General features: G+C 68.7%; 14 protein-coding genes. 8 read left to right on the top strand and 6 right to left on the bottom strand.

The features are described 5' to 3' along the window. Window positions 1-5 precede the first annotated feature (5 nt). The gene (locus tag D187_RS47860; RefSeq protein ID WP_002623594.1) at window positions 6-245 is read right to left on the bottom strand and encodes a histidine kinase dimerization/phospho-acceptor domain-containing protein; all 240 of its coding nucleotides are present in this window, start codon (window positions 243-245) and stop codon (window positions 6-8) included. Window positions 246-758: 513 nt separating this feature from the next. Here D187_RS47860 and D187_RS47855 point away from each other — a divergent pair. Continuing rightward, window positions 759-1,199, top strand: coding sequence for a hypothetical protein (locus tag D187_RS47855; protein ID WP_002632666.1), 441 nt, complete (start codon window positions 759-761; stop codon window positions 1,197-1,199). Window positions 1,200-1,383: 184 nt separating this feature from the next. On the opposite strand, the gene D187_RS51480 is transcribed toward D187_RS47855, so the two are convergent. The 3 genes from D187_RS51480 to D187_RS47840 form a co-directional block, all read right to left on the bottom strand. Beyond that, window positions 1,384-3,036, bottom strand: a complete 1,653-nt coding sequence (locus D187_RS51480; RefSeq protein ID WP_002624504.1) for a hypothetical protein — start codon at window positions 3,034-3,036, stop codon at window positions 1,384-1,386. Between the two features lie 37 nt (window positions 3,037-3,073). Continuing rightward, window positions 3,074-4,864, bottom strand: coding sequence for a hypothetical protein (locus D187_RS47845; RefSeq protein ID WP_002624503.1), 1,791 nt, complete (start codon window positions 4,862-4,864; stop codon window positions 3,074-3,076). A gap of 167 nt (window positions 4,865-5,031) precedes the next feature. Further along, window positions 5,032-5,601 (bottom strand): C40 family peptidase, encoded by a 570-nt coding sequence (locus D187_RS47840; protein WP_002624501.1) that lies wholly within the window; start codon window positions 5,599-5,601, stop codon window positions 5,032-5,034. 266 nt (window positions 5,602-5,867) lie between these two features. Here D187_RS47840 and D187_RS47835 point away from each other — a divergent pair, with 266 nt between their 5' ends. The 3 genes from D187_RS47835 (at window position 5,868) to D187_RS47825 (ending at window position 10,807) form a co-directional block, all read left to right on the top strand. After that, complete coding sequence (locus tag D187_RS47835) at window positions 5,868-7,019, top strand: zinc-dependent alcohol dehydrogenase (protein WP_043435631.1); 1,152 nt, start codon at window positions 5,868-5,870, stop codon at window positions 7,017-7,019. A gap of 259 nt (window positions 7,020-7,278) precedes the next feature. Further along, window positions 7,279-7,479, top strand: a complete 201-nt coding sequence (locus D187_RS51475) for a hypothetical protein (protein WP_051256855.1) — start codon at window positions 7,279-7,281, stop codon at window positions 7,477-7,479. A gap of 85 nt (window positions 7,480-7,564) precedes the next feature. Further along, window positions 7,565-10,807, top strand: a complete 3,243-nt coding sequence (locus D187_RS47825) for a serine/threonine-protein kinase (protein WP_155894076.1) — start codon at window positions 7,565-7,567, stop codon at window positions 10,805-10,807. On the opposite strand, the gene D187_RS47820 is transcribed toward D187_RS47825, so the two are convergent. Then, complete coding sequence (locus D187_RS47820) at window positions 10,793-12,043, bottom strand: ADYC domain-containing protein (RefSeq protein WP_002624495.1); 1,251 nt, start codon at window positions 12,041-12,043, stop codon at window positions 10,793-10,795. The genes D187_RS47825 and D187_RS47820 overlap by 15 nt on opposite strands. A 262-nt stretch (window positions 12,044-12,305) precedes the next feature. On the opposite strand from D187_RS47820, the gene D187_RS47815 reads away from it, so the two are divergent. Both D187_RS47815 and grxC read left to right on the top strand, forming a co-directional pair. Further along, window positions 12,306-13,691 (top strand): FHA and sigma-54 interaction domain-containing protein, encoded by a 1,386-nt coding sequence (locus D187_RS47815; protein WP_002624494.1) that lies wholly within the window; start codon window positions 12,306-12,308, stop codon window positions 13,689-13,691. A gap of 51 nt (window positions 13,692-13,742) precedes the next feature. Beyond that, complete coding sequence (gene grxC, locus D187_RS47810; RefSeq protein WP_002624493.1) at window positions 13,743-14,021, top strand: glutaredoxin 3; 279 nt, start codon at window positions 13,743-13,745, stop codon at window positions 14,019-14,021. Window positions 14,022-14,101: 80 nt separating this feature from the next. On the opposite strand, the gene D187_RS47805 is transcribed toward grxC, so the two are convergent. Beyond that, a complete protein-coding gene (locus D187_RS47805; protein ID WP_043435630.1) occupies window positions 14,102-16,000 on the bottom strand; it encodes a sigma-54-dependent Fis family transcriptional regulator in 1,899 nt (632 codons plus the stop codon). A gap of 267 nt (window positions 16,001-16,267) precedes the next feature. On the opposite strand from D187_RS47805, the gene exaC reads away from it, so the two are divergent. Together exaC and adhP are read left to right on the top strand one after the other, a co-directional pair. Next, the gene (gene exaC / locus D187_RS47800) at window positions 16,268-17,797 is read left to right on the top strand and encodes an acetaldehyde dehydrogenase ExaC (RefSeq protein WP_002624491.1); all 1,530 of its coding nucleotides are present in this window, start codon (window positions 16,268-16,270) and stop codon (window positions 17,795-17,797) included. 58 nt (window positions 17,798-17,855) lie between these two features. Beyond that, window positions 17,856-18,884: an alcohol dehydrogenase AdhP gene (gene adhP, locus D187_RS47795; RefSeq protein ID WP_002624490.1), complete on the top strand. Its 1,029-nt coding sequence runs from the start codon at window positions 17,856-17,858 to the stop codon at window positions 18,882-18,884. The last annotated feature ends 27 nt before the right edge of the window (window positions 18,885-18,911 follow it).

Below are 18,911 nucleotides of genomic sequence, written 5' to 3'. Positions count from 1 at the left end.
AAGGCTTATCGTCCTGAAGGCAGGGGTGGCAATATTCTTCCTCGGGAGCGCTCGTGCCGTGAGCCGAACATCCCAACGCCCAGGTTCGACTGCTCCGCCAGCTGGCCGAGCCGCTCCTTGCCGATGAGCTGGGGATCGTTCTTCCGCACCCAGCGCTGGAGCAGCTGCGCTTGCAGCTTGAGGGTGGTGAGCGGGGTCTTCAGCTCGTGGCTCGCGAGGGAAAGAAACTCGTCGCGGGCCTGCACGGAGGCCTGGAACTCCTGCGTGAGCTTGAGCAGCTCGGGGCGCGCTTCTGTTCGTCGAGCAGCGTCCAGGTCCCGTAGTACTTCAAGCTAGGGGAAGCGCAGGGGCCCCGCACCGTCACCCTCGGGAACGTCACGTTCCCGCCTGTAGAGCAAGTGAGCGAGCAAGGGAAGGCGCGTGAGTAGTGCCGCCGCTCCATCCGGCCCGAGGGAAACACAACCTGCCTGATGGGCTCCCAGTGCCACCACTTTCAAGGTCATGTGGAGGGTGCTACCATAGCGGTCAGGTGGGCAAGAGAAGGCCCACCCGGGTGGAGGTGGGTCCGAGACGGTAGACGAATCCAAGGAGCCTGCCCCATTCCATTCGCGAGGAATGAGCATGGCCCTAGAAGCGATTGTGGAACGTTTTACCAAGCGCAGTCCCGTGACCGTCATGGTGCGCCGGATACTCCAGCACGCCATGTGGGAGCCTTAGCGGTAGCCGAGTTGTATAGGGGCCGCTGGAAGATAGAGGGAATGTTCGGAGAGTTGGAAGCAGTGCTGGAAAGTGAAGTGCGAAGTCTGGGACAGCCGAAGGCGGCGCTGTTGGCGTTTGGGGTAGCAGTGATGGCGTACAATGTACTGTCGGTGGTGAAAGCCGCAGTGGAAGTCGGCCAAGAAGAGGAAGCCGCCAAGCGTGGATGGCAAGTCTCCACCTTTTACATTGCGACCGAGGTGAAGGCGACCTACAGCGGGATGATGACGGCGGTAGAACCGCAAGAGTGGAGCGGACAGGGAGAAGAATCCGCGGAGCAACTCAGCGAGGTGCTGCTGGAATTGGCGAAGCAGGTGAAACTCTCCACACTGCGCAAGCACCCGCGAGCGGCCAAGAAGAAAGTGAAGAAAGGCTATGTGTCGGCAGAGGAGGCGAGAAAACACGTGGCGACAGCGCGCGTGCTCAAGGGAGAGAAGCCCTGAGCCCAAGGGGACGGCGAAGAAGTGAGACAACCCAGAGGACCAGAGTACCCCAGGGGCGTCCAGCATCGGGCGTTCATGGGGAAGATGTATCCAATGAACGCCCCGATTGGGGCAGTTGGCTACTTCCACCCCGTCTAATTTATCGCGCGGGATGCCTGCCAATCGACCTTGAAAGGGGGGTGCTTCAACGCCCCTCCCCCACTCCCCTCCCCTCTGGAGGGGCCCCAGGTAGAGACGCCACGGGCAGGATGCGCACGTAGTCGCGGAAGGCCTCGTGAAGCGCACGGCCCTCCCGTCCGGCCGCGTACGCAAAAGCACTCCGCGCAGACACCTCCCCCCGGGCGAGTTGCTCGACGAGCGCACCGAGATCCGGCCGTGTTCCGCGGGTACGAATGAAGAACACCATCGCGATACTCTGGTAGTAGACCGCGCCCGAGAAGAGTTCATCCGCGGTGTGGGGAAAGGCATCCACCAGGGCCTCGAAGGGCAGATGGCCCTCGGGCAGCCAGTCATGCAACCCGAGCCGCGGGTCCTGCCACCACGTCTCGCTGGCGACCAGCATCGCAATCCCCTCATGGAGCCACATCGGCTTGCGCACGCCGAGCTGGTTGAGGACATGGTGGGAATACTCGTGCAGCAGGCTCTCGCCGAGATCCCGCTCGGCGGCCACGTGGATGGCACCGTCGTAGTAGCCACGGGTCGCGCGATTGACACAGGCGGCACTCACGAGCTGCTCGACGCTCGAGTAGAGGAAGACGGATGGAGCGCGGACCGCGTCCACCCGCTCCCCCAACAACATGCGGAGGAGGCGGTGCGCCCGCTCGAGCATCTCGCGGGCCAGCTCCGCGTGCGAGGCCGACAGGTCCGGATCTCGGCGAATGTGCCCCGCGCCTTCCGGTCCGGCCACGAAGCTCGACAGGAGCGCCTCGCGGTCCACCAGCGGACGAGTCCCCTCCTCGCACAGGCCCGGTTTCCCCCAGCGCACCCGAAGCCGAGCATCATCGGAGCGCACCTCGTCCGAGGGCTGCGCCTGACCCTGTTCCGGCCGAGGAGGCCGTGGGGAAGGAGCTGGCGGGGCACGCTCAGCGGGCGGGACACTCCCGGCCACGATCGGCCTCTCCTCCGTGCGCAGCTCGGCGCGCGAGTCACGCGCCCTCTCCGGGGGCCGGGTGCTGGAGACGGAAGCCCTCGGCCGAGGAGGCGCGGACACCTCCGAGGAGGTGCCCACTTCCGGCGATGGGGCGAACGAGAGGAACGCACCCCATAGGGCCAAGAACCCCACGACGACGAGGAGCAGGAGACGATTCCGGGGCCGCATCGCCGCGAGGTTCGCACACTTCACCCGCGCGGTGCGGGTCGAGATGCGACCCCCAGTGAAGAACCACGGGAGAGGGTTGACTACTGTCGGCTCAGGTGGAGCCCGTCTGCTTCTCGAAGCCCGAGAGTCGCGGAACATCGGCGCGGACAAGTCCCAGGTCCACGTGGCCCCATGGTCCGTGGACCTGGCGATCGTCGCGTTGGGCGCGTCGTCGAACTCCCACTCCAGATCCTGCACGGCCATGTACAGGGTGGCATCGACGCACACCATGCCGGTGGGCTTGCGGTTGTACCGGCCTGTCTTCCACGTCTGGCTGATCCGGGTCGTCAGGGTCGAGCCCGTCAGCGCGCCCGGCATCCCTTGAATCCGGCTGACCGCGATGTCCCACACGGGATCCGGCCGGGGATTGACCAGCGTGAAGCCAGTGCCATCCCCATTGGCCGCGTACAGGTTGCCGTCATCCGCCCAGCAGGAGGGCCAGACCGCGCCTGACCTCTTTCGAGGACAGGCGCTGTTCACTCCACAGGACAGGGAGGCAGGCAGTGGCCTCGCCCCGTCAGTCCTCCAGCGCGCGCACCCGGAAGTCATCGAACCAGATGCCCGCGATGGGCGTGAGCAGGCCCGCGAGTCCCTCGTCGCTCGGGGCGGCCGAACTCGTATCCGTCACCCGCAGACGCACCTGGCCGTTGACCGAGGCGGCCAGATGCACCGGCTGCGTGCCCCACGCGGCCAGGGTGAAGGTCGCTCCCTCCCACGCGGAGGACTGGCCACTGGCGGCCTCCGCGAGCACGGTGGACTTCCCGTCGCGATAGCGGCGGATCTGGATGCGCCCCGAGGGCAGGTACACGAGCGCGTAGAACGCATCCCCCTGGGCGCGCAGCACCACGCCCGCCTCGTCCGCGGCGAAGTGCTGCAACCATGCCTCCACCTGACAGTCCCGGCAGCGCGAGAGCGGGGCCAGCGCATGGTTGCTTCCCTCGGCGTTGTCCAGGTCGCTCACCGCGCGCTTGCCATTGGCCAACCACAGCCCGCTCAGCGACCAGTCGGAACCCAGTCCGCGCGAGGAGTTGCGCGAGAAGCCATCGCGGAAGAGTTCCCGGCCCGGAGAAGGAAGGTCGTCCGAGGGCGCGGGCCGTGGGGGCTCCGCCGGGCCGCCGCCACCGGGCGCGTCCAGCTTCACGCGCACCATGTTCCCCCGCGAGTTGTCGTCGGGGGACTCGCCGAAGAAGCAGGGCACGTCGTCCACGCCCTCGGGCAGGGTCTCCAGCGCATTGGGATAACCCTTGAAGGTCCGCTTCGAGTCCAGCACCACCGGGTCGCTGAACCGGCCATCCTTCAGCGTCCGGGCGTGGAGCTCATAGGCTTTGCCGGCGGAGCGCATGACGTTGTAGAAGACATACAGCGTCTTGCCCACCCGGGTGGTGGCCGCTTGCATCGCCCAGTCCCGCGACGACTCCAGCAGCGTGCGCGAACCAAAGCTCGTGCCGTCGAAGTGACGGTAATAGAGGCGCTCCGTTTCGTCCTTGTAGACCAGGTGCATGCCCCCCTCCCCGTCCGCCACCGCGCTCAACGCGGCGCCATGGTAGATGCCGTCGGAGAAGGCCGTCTTCACGTCTCCCCAGGACTCCACCGGATCGCTGTCGCGGCGGATGCGCATGCGCGTGGGCTCGAAGCCGTCATGCATGGCGTAGAGGAAGACGAGCTTGGAGCCCACGCTCAACAGCCGCCCGCCCCCACGGCGCTTGACCCGGCCCAGGTTCGCCTGGCGTTGGAAGGACGCGCCTCCATCCGAGGACACGGACAACACCGCCGTGGAGCCCCCATCCGAGTCCAGACGGAAGGCCTGTACCCACAGCCGGCCTCGCGAGTCGCGCGCGAGCAGCGCCCTCGTATAGGCCGTGGAGTCATCCGCGTTGAAGATCCGCACGGCGGGCTCTGGCGCCCAGTCATGGGAGTCCGGCTGGTAGCGCCACCACTGGAAGTACACGTCATGCCGGGACGAGGCCTTCAGGCCGGGGGACTCCCACGAGTAGACGAGCGCGACGTCCCGCCCCACCGCGACCAGATCCGCGCGATCCGCGTGGCTTCCATCCGGCTGGATGGGGGCGTAGAAGCGGAACGTGCGGCCCTCGTCCTCCGAGCGGTAGAAGGACAGGCCTCGCCCCTCCACGCCTTCCTGCTGGACAGCGAGCAACCAGGTAGCCGGTCGGCCGCCCCCGGTGTCCATCCGCACCGCGTGTCTTTGCGCGGGCAGTGTGAGTGCATTGCCAACCTTGACAGGCAAGACAGGCGCCGTGCTCGCGAGCACCGCCGCGAGCAACGCGACCGAACCGATGATCATCGACATCCCCCTCCCTCGAACTGGAGGGGAACCTAAGACTCGGCATCACGGGAAGAAAGCACCCCGTCCGGCCTCCGCGCTTCGAGGCCAGACAGGGCATTCTTCTTCCCTCTCGAGGGCATCCGGGGCGGCGGGAATGGACATGCCGCGTCCCATCATGCCCGCATGAATGCTCAGCCCTGCACCCGGACAGCGGTAGAGGGGATGGAGCACGGCGAGGGGCCGTCATACACACCCACGCCGTCTTGCACGTAGAAGGCCTTTATCTCCTGCGGGGCGCCGGTGCTCTTGTTGCGCCCGACGTAGAGCGACACGTGCGAGATGTTCCCCGCGGCGCAGGCGCGGTAGATGATGAGATCCCCCGGGCGCTTCTCCAAGGGGCTCACCCTGCGGCCCCAGGAATCAATGGCCCAGGTGTCCACCCGCGGCACATTGAAGCCCGCCTGGCTGTAGGCGTAATAGACCAGACCCGGGCTGTCGAACCCATCCGGGCCCGCGCTCCCCTGCACATACGGCTTGCAGATCTGGTCGCGCGCCACCGTGATCGCCTTCTTGACGTTGGCGAAGTCCGGCTCCTCCCACGGATAGTCCGTCGGGCGCGAGCACAGCTCCCGTTGCTCGACGCCCGCCCCCTCCGCGGCAGCTCCGTCCTCCCAGGCCTCGGGACCCGCGTTACAGCCAACGAAGGACAGTCCGAAGATGAACGATGACGCGGCGACGGACAGGGTGTTGCGCAAGGCCATGCTGGGTTCTCCTGGTTAATAGGGGCAGTCACGGTATTGACGATTAGCTGCCTAAGCAACTAATTCTTGAATTATCGATTGTTGGGAACATGAAAAATACAATCGTGCTGTGAGATTGAAGTGCGTCTCATCGAGGGCCGTGGCCGGAGAGGTGGCACACCCGTCAAGGGACGGCCGAGCGGGCCAGAACGGGCAGACCCCTGAAGGCAGACCTGCCGGGGAGACGTCTGATTGGCAATCGTCGGTGGCGTCCACAGCCTTGGCGCATGAGAGCGCTTACCTATGAAGGCCCCTATCGTGTCGCGGTGCGCAACAAGCCCGATCCCAAGATCGAGCATCCCCAGGACGGCATCGTCCGCGTGACGTCCGCGGCGATCTGCGGCTCCGACCTGCACCTGTTGCACGGGCTCATGCCCGACACCCGGATCGGCTTCACCTTCGGCCACGAATTCACGGGCATCGTCGAGGAGGTCGGCCCCGACGCCCGGGGAGTCAAGAAGGGCGATCGGGTGATGCTGCCGTTCCAGATCTTCTGTGGCGGCTGCTACTTCTGCACCCAGGGCCTGACCTCGTGCTGCGACAGCACCAACCCGGCGACCGACGCGGGAACCGGTATCTACGGCTACTCGCACACCATGGGCGGCTACGACGGAGGCCAGGCCGAGTACGTCCGCGTGCCCTTCATCGGCGTGGACGCCGAGAAGATTCCCGATGACGTCGAGGATCTCGACGCCCTGCCCATCACCGACGCCTTCTCCACCGGCTACCAGGGCGCGGAGATGGGTGACCTCAAGGGCGGCGAGACCGTGCTGGTGCTCGGATGTGGCCCGGTCGGTCTGTTCGCGATGTGGTCGGCCTGGGCCATGGGCGCCGGCCGGGTCATCGCGGTGGACCATGTCGACTACCGCCTCGAGTTCGCGAGGAATTGGTTCGGTGTCGAGACACTCAACTTCAAGGATCTCGACCTCGTCACCACGGTGAAGGGCATGACGGAGGGCCGCGGCGCCGACGTGACCATCGAGGCCGTGGGCTGCGAGGCGGCGGGCTCGCCGGTGCATCGCGTGCTCGGCGTCTATGGAAAGCTGGAGGCCGGCTCCCCGCAGGCGATCAACTTCGCCATCCACGCGACGCGCAAGGGCGGCACCATCTCCCTCATGGGGGGCTACGGCCCGCCGTGGGCAGGCGTCGACATCGGCACCTTCATGAACAAGGCGCAGACGATGCGCACCGGCCAGGCCAGCGTGAAGCGCTACATGCCGCACCTGCTCGAGCACGTCCGGGCCGGGCGGATCAAGCCGAGCAAGGTCTTCACCCATCGGCTGCCGCTCGAACAGGCGCCCCAGGGCTACCACACGTTCGCCCAGAAGCGGGACGGCTGCATCAAGGTGGCGCTCTTCCCCAACGCAACCCTTCACTAGGAACGGAGACGCCTGATGAAACCCGTACCAGAGGTGACCACTCCGGAGACGATCCAACGGCGCTCCGGCTACCAGTCCATGCAGCCCGTGCTGAGACCGGATTATTGGGGCGTCGACCTCGAGCCCTCGCACCGGCCGGGAGTCCCCATGATGAGGGATCCCCAGCCATGGCCCAACACGCGCTTCCCACCGGAACCCCAGCGCGGTGAGTCGGCGGTCCCCATGCATGGCCGCCCCAACAAGACGATGCCGCCTGTCTTTGGCACCCGTGCCCCTGCACGGCCTGTCCGGAGTGGTCCGCAAGCTCGCCTACCGGCTTCCGGACCACTACCCGAGCCACTGGCTGTTGATGCTGCTCGGGGACCGGGTCGACTCGTGGAGCTACCACGCGCGGCGCTATCTGCCCTTCGCGCTGCCGCTCGCCGCCGCCCTGCTGCTCGTGCGCCGGGCGCGTGCCTGAGCCTCTCCCACGCCACCGCATGACCCGTGGCCACGCCCGGTGCGGTGGCGTGGCCCCCTCCCGCTCTTGAGGAGCGGGAGGGCACATGCCAGTGTGCCAGGAGAGAACCGCCCCCTCCTCGCCCATGCCGACGCCTGATCAGGAAGAGCGGACCCTCGAGCCGACGCTCGCGCCAGAGCCCACCACCTCCCCCACCCCTTCCGGGCCCACGCACCCGGAAGCGGCGTTCCCCGTACCCCACTGGGAGCGCTACGAGTTCCTCGAGCGCCTGGGCAGCGGAGGCATGGGCGAGGTCTACAAGGCGAGGGATCCGCGTCTGGGCCGGGTGGTGGCGCTCAAGTTCATCCGCGGGGCGGATCCCGACAAGGTCATGCGCCTGCTCCAGGAAGCCCGCGCGCAGGCGCGCATCGACCATCCCCACGTCTGCAAGGTGTACGAGGTCGGCGAGGTGGGCGCCAAGGCCTATATCGCCATGCAACTCATTGGCGGAGAGGGGCTCGACCGGGCGGCCCGGGACATGACCCTGCCCGAGAAGGTGCAGGTGATGAGGGAGGTCGCCGCCGCCGTCCACGAGGCGCACCGGCTCGGCGTCATCCACCGCGACCTCAAGCCCTCCAACATCATGGTCGAGCGCGCGGAGGATGGGCGCTGGGTGCCGGTGGTGATGGACTTCGGCCTGGCGTACGACATCGGCCAGGGGCACGCCCTCACCCAGACGGGGGCACTGATGGGCACGCCCTCGTACATGGCCCCCGAGCAGGCCCGTGGCGATGTGCGTGGCATCGATCGCCGCTCCGACGTCTACAGCCTGGGCGCGACGCTCTATGAGTTGCTCGCTGGCGTGGCGCCGTTCACCGGTGACTCGGTCCTGGGCACGCTGAACAAGGTGCTCCACGAGGAGCCCCCTTCCCCACGCACGCACGTGCCCCACCTCCCGGGCGACCTGGAGACGCTCGTCCTCAAGTGTCTGAGCAAGGAGCCGGACCAGCGCTATGACTCGGCCCGGGCCCTGGCCGAGGATCTCGGACGCTACATGGATGGCGAGCCCATCCTCGGACGGCGCCCGAGCCTGTTCCACCGGCTGCGGCGGCGCGCGCGCAAGCACCGCGCCCTGGTGGCTGTCTCCGCGGTGTCCCTGACGAGCATCCTCGTCCTCGCCGCCTTTGGCGCGCGCGCGGGGCTGGAGGCGCGCACCACCCGGCAACGCTCCGAGCAGCGCGCGCGGCTGGCCGGACAGCTCGGGCAGCAGGTGAAGGAGATCGAATGGTTCCTGCGCGCGGCCCACACGCTGCCCCTGCACGACACCAGCCGGGAGCAACAGCTCGTGCGCGAGCGCATGGTGCGGATCGCCTCACAGCCGCATGAGCTGGGTGACCACGGCGAGGGACTGGTGCACTACGCCCTGGGGCGCGGCTATCTGGCCATGCACGAGCTGGAGCGCGCCCACCAGGAACTGGAGCGCGCCCGGGAGCAGGGCATCGACTCGCCCGAGCTGCACTACGCGCGCGGCCGCGTGCTCGGCGAGCTGTACCACCAGTCCCTGGAGGACGCGCGGCGCAGCGGCGGCAAGGAGTGGGTGGCCACGCGGCAGCGCCTCCTGGAGAAGCAGTACCTGGAGCCGGCGCTCCAGTCGCTCGAGCGCAGCCGGGGCCTCGACCTGGAGTCCCCCCATTACCTCGAGGGCCTCATCGCCTTCTACCGCCGGGAGTACGACGCGGCGGCGCGGCTCGCGGCCCAGGCCGCCGAGGAGACGCCCTGGGTATACGAGGCCTGGACGCTCGCTGGAGACGTGGCCTACGCCCGCGCCGTGGAGCACCTGGAGCGGGGCGACTACGACACGGCACGCGCGGGGCTCCAGGAGGCGGATCGGCTCTACACGCGGGCCCTCGAGTCCGGGCGGAGTGATGCGCGCAACCACGAGGCCCTCGCGGAGGCGTGGCTGCAGCAATCGGAGCTCGACTCGCGGCAGGGCAAATCACGCAAGGCCTCGCTGGAGCGCGCACTGGCCGCGGCGGACCAGGGCCTCCACGCGGCTCCGGGGCGAGCCTCGGGCCACACCAAGAAGGCCCAGGTGCTGATGCAGTGGTACCGGCTGATGAACTTCGAGAAGGGCGGTCTGGACCCAGCGCCGATCCTCACCGAGTGGACCGCCACCGCCGCGCGCGCCGTGGAGCTGGATCCTCGTGACGTGTACGCCTACGACATGCTGGGCTACAGCCACTTCATGCGCGCGCTCCGGCTGGCGCGAGAGGGCGCGGCGCCAGACGCCGCCTGGGACGAGGCCATCTCCTGGCTGAACCGGGCGCTGAAGCTGAAGCCCGAATACCCCTGGGGGCACAATGATCTCGCCCAGGTCTACCGCTGGAAGGGCAACCATCAGTGGGAGCACGGCGGGGATCCGCGTGAGTCGTACGCCCAGGCCGAGCACCACCTGCTCCAGGCGGCGCGAAGCGATCCGGCCTACCTCTTCGCGCACATGAACCTCATCGACGTGTACAGCCAGCGAGCCGAGTACGAGCTGTCGCGCGGGCGCAACCCCCAGGAGGACGTGAACAAGGCGCTCCAGGCCGGCGAGCGGGCCCTCTCGCTCGACGGCAACTACGTCCTGGCGCTGAACCAGCTGGCCCTCGCGGAGCTGAAGCTCGCGCGCTACCTCGTCGACAGCGGCGGGGACCCACGCCCGTGGCTGGAGCGGATGTTCCAGCACCTCGAGCGCTCCGTGTCCATCAACCCCCGCTTCGGGCGGACCTCGCTCTACCGGGCCATGGGCCACCTGCTGGAAGTGGAGCACGCGATGAGGGACGGCGGGGAGCCCACGGCCGTGCTCGAGGCGGGGCGGCGGGCCCTGGCGGAGGCCAACCGCCTGGACTGCGTCTGGGTCGAGTGCCGACTCGTGAGTGCGCGGATGGCCCTGGCGGAGGCGGTGTGGGCGAAGCGGCGGGGACGCCCGGAAGCGTCCCTCCTCCAGCAGGCGCTCGCGGAGGCCCGGCGCGCCGTGGAGATGTATCCCCTCGCCGAGACCCACCAACTCCTGGCCCGCGTTCACTGGCGCCTGGCGGAGGCGCTGCCCCCGGGCAAGGCGCGCCCCTCCATCACCGAGGGACTGACGCAGGTGGACCTGGCGCTCCGGCTCGACCCGAACCTGGCGCACGCGCATGCCCTGCGCGGGGCCCTGCTGCTGAACCGGGCGCGGACGATGCCCGAGCCGGAGCGCCTCGACACCGTCCGCCAGGCCCGGGCCGAACTCGAACGGGCCCTCGCGCTCAACCCGCTGCTGCGGCGCGAGTGCGAGGCGCCACTGCGCGAGGCGGAGTCAGGGCTTCGCTAGCGCCTCGGGAGGAATGCCGGTGAAGAGCTTCCCTTCCGTGGAGAAGTCCTTGGACGTGCACGGCCCCACGCCGTAGGTCTTCAGGTCGTTGGGATTCTGCCCGATCCAGGCCTCCGCGTCCGGGCGGCGCCGGTTCTCCGGGTTGAAGCACACCGCGCCCTGGGGGCTCCAGAGCGCCTCGATGCGCTCGACCGGTTCGCCATCGCCCGAGGCGTACTGATCCCACTTCTCGATCTTCGTGCCCTTCTTCGTGTAGCTCTTGAAGTCACGGTGACCGACGAAATAGGCGGCGCGCTTGGCCTGCAGGCAGGAGCGGTAGACGTAGTCGCGGGTCTCGTCGCGCACGCCCGTGGCGGGCTCCCAGGGCGTGAAGCCCCAGGCCAGACAAGTGACGAGCGAGCCCTGCTCGCAGCCCATGCTGGTCACCTGGGGGTCGAGCTTGACGCTGGCGTTCACGCCACTGACACGCTGTCCCTGGAGGAAGGAAACGACCGCCCCTCCCTCATCCGCCTCGCAGTGCCGGACCCACGCGGCCTCCGATACGGTATCCCGGTAGTCGAGCGTGTAGCGGTGCACCTTGTCCGTCGTCGCGTCTGGCTCCGGCCGCTGGTGCGCGGAGAACCTCAGCTCATAGTTCATGCGCGGGCTCTCACTGATCCCCGTGGACAGGGTATCGAGGCCGAGGATCAGCGTGCTCAGGCTGTCGCCCTTCACGATGGATTCATTCGGCTCCCCCTGGACCCGGTACTTGATGGAGAGCTCGGTCTGGTCTCCGTTGATGGCGAGCACCTCCACGGGCTTGGAGTTGGCCGCGAGCTTGCCGTGGACCCGTGGCCGAGCGAAGCGGAGGGGCGCGTCCAGATACCGCATCTCGAGCAGGACTCCCGTCGGAGTGTTGATGAAGGCTTCCGGGCAGAAGTACGGCCGATCCTTGACCTTGAAGCAGTAGTTGCCGCCCTCGGCGGTGTAGATGCCCTTGGCGTTGCCACTGCCCCCGGGATCACAGTCGCCCGTGGGACAATTCTCATCGATGGTCTCCAGCAGGGACTGCTTGATGCCGCAGTGGGGCCCACCGGGACAGGTCTTGACCGGGTCCGGGATGGTCTCTCCCGGGACGGGTCGAACGCCCCACCAGCACCCGCTGGCCACCGTCGCCAGGGCCATGCCGAGGAGCCAGAACCACCGCCGTCCGCCCACCTCGCGGGTCTCCCTTCCGTGCGTCTTCGTCGCTTCCATGTGTTTTCCCCCTGATGCGGCGACACGGGCTGGCTCCCCCCACCCCCACCCGTGCCGCCGCGAAGTCTCGTTGCCGGCCGGCTTAGCCAAAGCCATGCCAGTGCATCAAAACACGGAGGGGCGAGGAATCACGGGCACATACCGCGCCGGACGAGCCGGAAAGCACGTGACCCGCGTGAGTGGCACAAAGGGTGGCACAAAGGGTGGCACGGTTGCTGGCACCGCGAGCCGTGCCAGACCCACCCGCCTATAATCCCCGCGCATGGAACAGAACGGGTCGACCCTGAAGCCGAGCGGGATTCTGGGTGACAAGCACGCTTCCGAGGAGCGCGTCCCGGGTCTGCTGCGGCTGTTCGCCGCGGGGACGGCGATGGCGGTGGCCCTGCCATTGAAGGACGGGGAGCTGGAGCTGGGACGAGGCACCCCCGCGCTGGGCGAGGCGCAGGATCCCCGGATGTCCCGCCGCCATGCGCGGCTCAAGTTCGACGGGCGGCGCTTCTGGGTGACCGATCTGGGCAGCCAGAATGGCACCGTCGTGGATGGGGAGCCCGTGCCCGCCCAGTCGCCTCGCGAAGCGCAGCGCGTCATCCGCATGGGGGACTCGCTCTTCGTGCCCTGCGCGGACGTGGGGCCGCTCGAGCGGCGCGGGGTGGTGACACGGGAGGGCTTCATCCGGGGTCCGGCCATGCAGGGGTTGCTCGAGGAGGTCACCCGCGCGGCGCGGCTCGGCTTCCCGCTGCACATCCATGGCGAGAGTGGCACGGGCAAGGAGGGCGTGGCGCGCGCGTTCCACGAGAGCGGGCCGCGGAGCGCGGGGCCCTTCGTGGCGGTCAACTGCGCGGCCATTCCCCAGGGCATCGCCGAGCGGCTGCTCTTCGGCGCCAGGCGCGGCGCGTACTCGGGGGCGGATGCCGATGCCCCGGGCTACCTCCAGACGGCGGATGGCGGAACGCTCTTCCTCGACGAGGTGGTGGAGCTGGACCTGGCGGTGCAGGCCAAGCTGCTGCGGGCGCTCGAGACCAAGGAGATCCTCGCCCTGGGAGCGGCGAAGCCGAAGACGGTGGACATCCACATCTGCTCCGCGAGCAACAGGGATCTGCGCGCGCTCGTGGCGGCCGGCAAGCTGCGCGAGGATCTGTACTTCCGCATCGGCCGCCCGGAGGTGACGCTGCCGCCCCTGCGCCAGCGCCCCGAGGAGCTGGCCCTGCTGCTCCAGCGGGAGGTGCGGCAGGTGGCCCCCACGCTGGGGCTGCACCTCTCCTTCGTGGAGGCGTGTCTGCTGCGGCCCTGGCCGGGCAACATCCGGGAGCTGCTGGTCGAGGCCCGCGGCGCCATCCAGGCGGCGCTCATGCAGGAGGCCCCTCGCGTGGAGGCCCGCCACCTGAGCCCGAGTGCCGGCACCGCGTTCGGCACCGGGGCAGCGGCGCCTCCGCCGTCCGCTCCTCCTCCGGAGCCCCCCGAGCCCACACGCGAGGCCTCCTCGCGGGCCCGGCCGCTCGATGACGACGAGCGGACCCGCATCGAGCAGGCCCTGCGGCAACACGGGGGCAACGTGGCCGCCACGGCCCGGGCGCTCGGCATGCACCGCACCCAGCTGCGGCGACTGCTCGAACGCCATGCGCTCGCCGCTCCCCCCGACAGCGAATAGGCCGGAGCACCCCCCCTCTCGCATGCGGGAACAATGCTTACGTTTCCCCGCATGAGCCACGTCAAGATCTACACGAAGTCCACCTGCCCCTATTCGAAGCGGGCCAAGCAGCTCCTCGACGCGAAGGGCGTGCGGTACGAGGAGAAGGTCATCGACCTCGACCCCTCCCTGCGGGGCGAGATGATCGCCGCCACGACGGGGAAGACGACCACGCCACAGGTCTTCATCGCGGGCCGTCACATCGGAGGCAGCGACGAACTGCTGGAGCTGGAGAACTCGGGCGAGCTCGATGTGCTGCTCACGGATTCGAGCGCCCAACCGAGCGCTTGAGTGGCCAGCCGCCGCACCAGGGTCAAGCGGCCCACCTCCGCGTCCCAGCCCAGGCCGACCACCCGCGGCACGGACCTCCTTCATCCGAGGTGTTGCCGGCCGAGCATCCGGTAGAGCGTGCTCCGCGCCACGCCGAGGCGCCGCGCCGCCTCGCTGAGGTTTCCGTTCGCGGCGGCCATCGCCTCGCGCAGCGCGCGGGCCTCCGCGGCCTTCCTGCCTCCGCCCGCGTGCACCACCGCCGCGCCGGGCGTGTCCACGACATCCTCGGGGAGGTGTTCGGGAGCGAGTGGCTCGCCCTCTCCCGCGAGCGCGAGGGCATGCGCGAGCGCGGACTTCATCTCCCTCACGTTCCCCGGCCACGCGTGCACCTCGATGAGCCGCTCGGCCTCGGGACACAGAGGGGGCGCCTCGCGGCCCTGCTCCCGGGCGATCTTCTCCACGAGCGCGCGAGCCAGCTCGGTCTTGTCCGTCCTCTGGCGCAGGGGCGGCAGGGAGAGCACCGCGCCGCGGATGCGGTAGTAGAGGTCGCGGCGGAACTTCCCCGCCTCCACCATCGCGGGCAGGTCGCGGCAGGTGGCGCTGATGAGCCGGAACCGTGACTCCCGAGGCTTCGTCTCGCCCAGCCGGAAGTAGTGGCCATCATCGAGCACCCGGAGCAGGAGCGCCTGCAACGACTCGGGCATCTCGCCAATCTCGTCGAGGAAGAGCGTTCCCCCATCCACCACGCCGAGCTTGCCCTTGCTTCCGGCGGCGAGCGCGCCGGTGAACGCACCCGGTGCGTAGCCGAACAGCTCGGCCTCGAGCAACCCCGCGGGCAGCGCCCCGCAGTTGAGCGCGAGGAAGGGACCGGACGCGTTGCCACTCGCCTCGTGAATGGCGCGCGCGAACAACTCCTTGCCGGTGCCCGTCTCGGCGAGCAACAGGACCGGAAGCGAGCTCCCCGCGACCCGGGCCGCCCGTTGCTTCGCGTCCCTCAGCGCCGGATCGCTTCCCAGGAGCACGTTGAACGAGCCCGGCAGCGGACCCACCGGGCGCGCCTGGGGCACGTCGCGCTCGACGAAGACGGCGAGCGCGAGCGGGCGTCCATGCGCATCGAAGTGTGGCACGGGGTGAAGGCGCATGCCGGAGACACGGCACGGCCTGCCACCCAGGGCGGCCTCCACGAGCGCGGTCCACGACAGCGAGAGCACGTCCTCCACGGCCCGTCCCGTCACGCCAGCGGGGGGCAGACCGAGCCTCGCCGCCGCATCCGCGCTCACCTGTCTGACCACGCCGGGCGCCTCGACCAGGAGCGAGGCGGAGCCCGCGAGCCGGGCCTCGAGACTCCGGCGGCCCCCCGCGAGCATCTCCTCATAGCCGCGCAGCCGGAGCGACTGCTCGGCGGCGTGCGCGGACGCGAGCACGAGCGCCTCGAGCAGCGGGTTGGCCTGGGTCACGGCTCCGCTCACATCCAGCACGGCGACGAGCTCACCGAAGGGATCGCGAATGGGCGCCGCGTAGCAGGCGAGGCCGTGGTTGCGCTCCTCGAGGTGCGCGCGCCCGACCACCGCCACCGCCTCGCCCTCCGCGATCGCGGTTCCAATGGCATTCGTGCCGCGCGTGCTCTCCGCCCAGCGCGCGCCCTCCACCAGTCGCGACGTATCCGCCGAACGCAGGGACGCGCCCACCCCGCCCCGCGCGAGCACCACGACGCCCTCCGCATCGCTGAGGACCGCGCGGAACTCCGAGGCGCTCGTCTCCGTGGCGAGCCGCGACACGAGCTGGACCGCATCGGCACATCGCTCGGTCAGGGACTCGCGCCGGGAACGCAGCTCGGCATCGGTGACGCCCTCGGCGTGCGAGGGACCGTCCGCCTTCGCCCCCAGTTCCACCGCCCGCGACCACCGGCGAAGCAGGGAGTGCGCGCGCTCCTCCGCTCCGATGGCCCCCGACATGAACCGCTCCCAGAGTCGTGGCCCTGGCTCGACCAGTTTGAGCATCCCGGTTCCTCCTCCTGGTTCGCTACCGACGCCCCCAGCTGGACATTCCGAATCCTGTTTCAATCCGTCAGGAGATTGCACGCCCGCCCCGCGCCATTTCATGTGACGTCGCGCGTCATGTCGCGAAACGCTGCAACTGACTCGTGCGAGTGACCGCTTCCGCTCCAACCCGCGACACCCACCGAGAGGAGAAAGGCCCGGCACGCACGCTGCACAAGGGAGTCAGGACCCGCCGCGATTCCGCGGCCCCCTCCCCCCGGAGCGCAGATGTCCAGCAAGGTGTACGCCGCCCCCAATACGTCGGGTTCGCCGGTCCAGTTCAAGTCCCGTTACGCCAACTACATCGGGGGCGAGTGGACACCGCCGAAGCGAGGCCAGTACTTCGAGAACATCTCGCCGGTCACCGGCCGCGTGTTCTGTGAGGTTCCCCGCTCGGACGCGAGCGACATCGAGGCCGCGCTCGACGCCGCGCACCGCGCGAAGACGGCCTGGGGGAAGACCTCGCCCGCCGAGCGCGCGCTCCTCCTCAACAAGATCGCGGACCGCATCGAGCAGAACCTCGAGAAGCTCGCGATCGCGGAGACGTGGGACAACGGCAAGCCCATCCGCGAGACGCTCGCCGCCGACCTGCCGCTGACGGTGGACCACTTCCGCTACTTCGCCGGCTGCATCCGCGCGCAGGAAGGCAGCCTGTCGGAGCTGGACGCGGACACGGTCGCCTACCACTTCCACGAGCCGCTCGGCGTGGTGGCGCAGATCATCCCCTGGAACTTCCCGCTGCTCATGGCCGCGTGGAAGCTCGCCCCGGCGCTCGCCGCCGGCAACTGCGTCGTGCTCAAGCCGGCGGAGCAGACCCCCGTGTCGATCCTCATGCTCGCGGAGCTCGTGGGCGATCTCCTCCCGCCCGGCGTGCTCAACATCGTGAATGGCTTTGGCGTGGAGGCGGGCAAGCCACTCGCCATGAACAAGCGCGTGGCGAAGGTGGCCTTCACCGGCGAGACCACCACCGGCCGGCTCATCATGCAGTACGCGTCCGAGAACCTGATTCCGGTGACGCTCGAGCTCGGCGGCAAGTCGCCCAACCTCTTCTTCGACGACATCTTCGCGAGGAACGATGACTTCGCGGACAAGGCGATGGAGGGCTTCGCCATGTTCGCCCTCAACCAGGGCGAGGTCTGCACCTGCCCCTCGCGCGCGCTCGTCAGCGAGAAGATCTACTCGGAGTTCCTGGAGCGGGCGATCGAGCGCACGAAGAAGATCAAGACGGGCAACCCGCTCGACACCGCCACGATGCTCGGCGCCCAGGCGTCCAACGATCAGCTCGAGAAGATCCTCTCGTACGTGGACATCGGCAAGCAGGAGGGCGCGAAGCTGCTGCTCGGCGGCGAGCGGCTGCGCCATGGCGGCGAGCTGGAGAACGGCTACTACGTCGCGCCCACCATCTTCCAGGGCCACAACCGGATGCGGATCTTCCAGGAGGAGATCTTCGGACCGGTCGTCTCCGTCACGTCCTTCAAGGACCTGGACGATGCGCTGAAGATCGCGAACGACACGCTGTATGGCCTCGGCGCTGGCGTGTGGACCCGCGACGCGTCGACCGCGTACCGGGTCGGCCGCGAGGTGCAGGCCGGCCGCGTCTGGACCAACTGCTACCACCAGTACCCGGCGCACGCGGCCTTCGGGGGCTACAAGCAGTCCGGCATCGGCCGTGAGAACCACCGGATGATGCTGAGCCACTACCAGCAGACCAAGAACCTGCTCGTCAGCTACTCCCCCAAGGCACTGGGTTTCTTCTAGGCAGGCACCGACGCATCCACCCGCAGCGTTTCATCTACAGACAAACAGGGAGCCAGACATGAACAAGACCATGAAGGCCGCGGTCGTCCGTGAGTTCGGCAAGCCATTGCGGATCGAGGAAGTGGAGGTCCCACGCCCCGGGCGCGGCGACATCCTGGTGAAGATCCACGCGTGCGGCGTCTGCCACACGGATCTGCATGCCGCCGAGGGAGACTGGCCGGTCAAGCCGAGTCCGCCGTTCATTCCCGGCCACGAGGGGGTGGGCCACGTGGTGGCGGTCGGCGAGGGCGTCACCCACGTGAAGGAGGGCGACCGGGTCGGCATTCCCTGGCTGTACTCGGCCTGTGGTCACTGCGAGCACTGTCTGGGGGGCTGGGAGACCCTGTGCGAGCAGCAGAAGAACACCGGCTACTCGGTCAACGGCGGCTTCGCCGAGTACGCGCTGGCCAATGCCAACTATGTCGGGCGCCTGCCGGACAAGGTGAGCTTCGCCGAGATCGCCCCCGTGCTGTGCGCCGGCGTGACCGTCTACAAGGGCCTCAAGGTCACCGATACCCGGCCCGGGGACTGGGTGGTGATCTCCGGCATCGGCGGGCTCGGCCACATGGCGGTGCAGTACGCGCGGGCCATGGGTCTGAACGTGGCGGCGGTGGACGTGGACGAGGGCAAGCTGCAACTGGCCAGGAAGCTCGGCGCCACTGTGACCGTCAACTGCCGCGAGGGCGATCCGGCGGCCTACCTCAAGAAGGAGATCGGTGGAGCCCACGGTGTCCTGGTCACCGCGGTGTCTCCGAAGGCCTTCGAGCAGGCGCTCGGCATGGTGCGCCGCGGCGGCACGATCTCGCTCAACGGCCTGCCTCCGGGCGACTTCCCGCTGCCCATCTTCAACATGGTGCTCAACGGCATCACCGTGCGCGGCTCCATCGTCGGCACCCGCCTGGACCTGCAGGAGTCGCTGGAGTTCGCCGCGCAGGGCAAGGTGAAGGCGACCGTGTCCACCGACAAGCTGGAGAACATCAACGATGTGTTCAAGCGCATGCACGCCGGCAAGATCGAGGGCCGCGTGGTGCTGGACCTGGGCGCATGAGGTAGGACAAAGGACCGACCGTGGGCA

The organism is Cystobacter fuscus DSM 2262, assembly GCF_000335475.2.
Lineage (GTDB): Bacteria > Myxococcota > Myxococcia > Myxococcales > Myxococcaceae > Cystobacter > Cystobacter fuscus.
This window is presented reverse-complemented; position numbering and strand designations above follow the sequence as displayed.

Coding starts and splice junctions, on each gene's coding strand:
- D187_RS47855 (WP_002632666.1), top strand. CDS start 759: ATGTTCGGAGAGTTGGAAGCAGTGCTGGAAAGTGAAGTGCGAAGTCTG.
- D187_RS47845 (WP_002624503.1), bottom strand. CDS start 4,864: ATGTCGATGATCATCGGTTCGGTCGCGTTGCTCGCGGCGGTGCTCGCG.
- D187_RS47840 (WP_002624501.1), bottom strand. CDS start 5,601: ATGGCCTTGCGCAACACCCTGTCCGTCGCCGCGTCATCGTTCATCTTC.
- D187_RS47835 (WP_043435631.1), top strand. CDS start 5,868: ATGAGAGCGCTTACCTATGAAGGCCCCTATCGTGTCGCGGTGCGCAAC.
- D187_RS47825 (WP_155894076.1), top strand. CDS start 7,565: ATGCCAGTGTGCCAGGAGAGAACCGCCCCCTCCTCGCCCATGCCGACG.
- D187_RS47820 (WP_002624495.1), bottom strand. CDS start 12,043: ATGGAAGCGACGAAGACGCACGGAAGGGAGACCCGCGAGGTGGGCGGA.
- D187_RS47815 (WP_002624494.1), top strand. CDS start 12,306: ATGGAACAGAACGGGTCGACCCTGAAGCCGAGCGGGATTCTGGGTGAC.
- grxC (WP_002624493.1), top strand. CDS start 13,743: ATGAGCCACGTCAAGATCTACACGAAGTCCACCTGCCCCTATTCGAAG.
- D187_RS47805 (WP_043435630.1), bottom strand. CDS start 16,000: ATGCTCAAACTGGTCGAGCCAGGGCCACGACTCTGGGAGCGGTTCATG.
- exaC (WP_002624491.1), top strand. CDS start 16,268: ATGTCCAGCAAGGTGTACGCCGCCCCCAATACGTCGGGTTCGCCGGTC.
- adhP (WP_002624490.1), top strand. CDS start 17,856: ATGAACAAGACCATGAAGGCCGCGGTCGTCCGTGAGTTCGGCAAGCCA.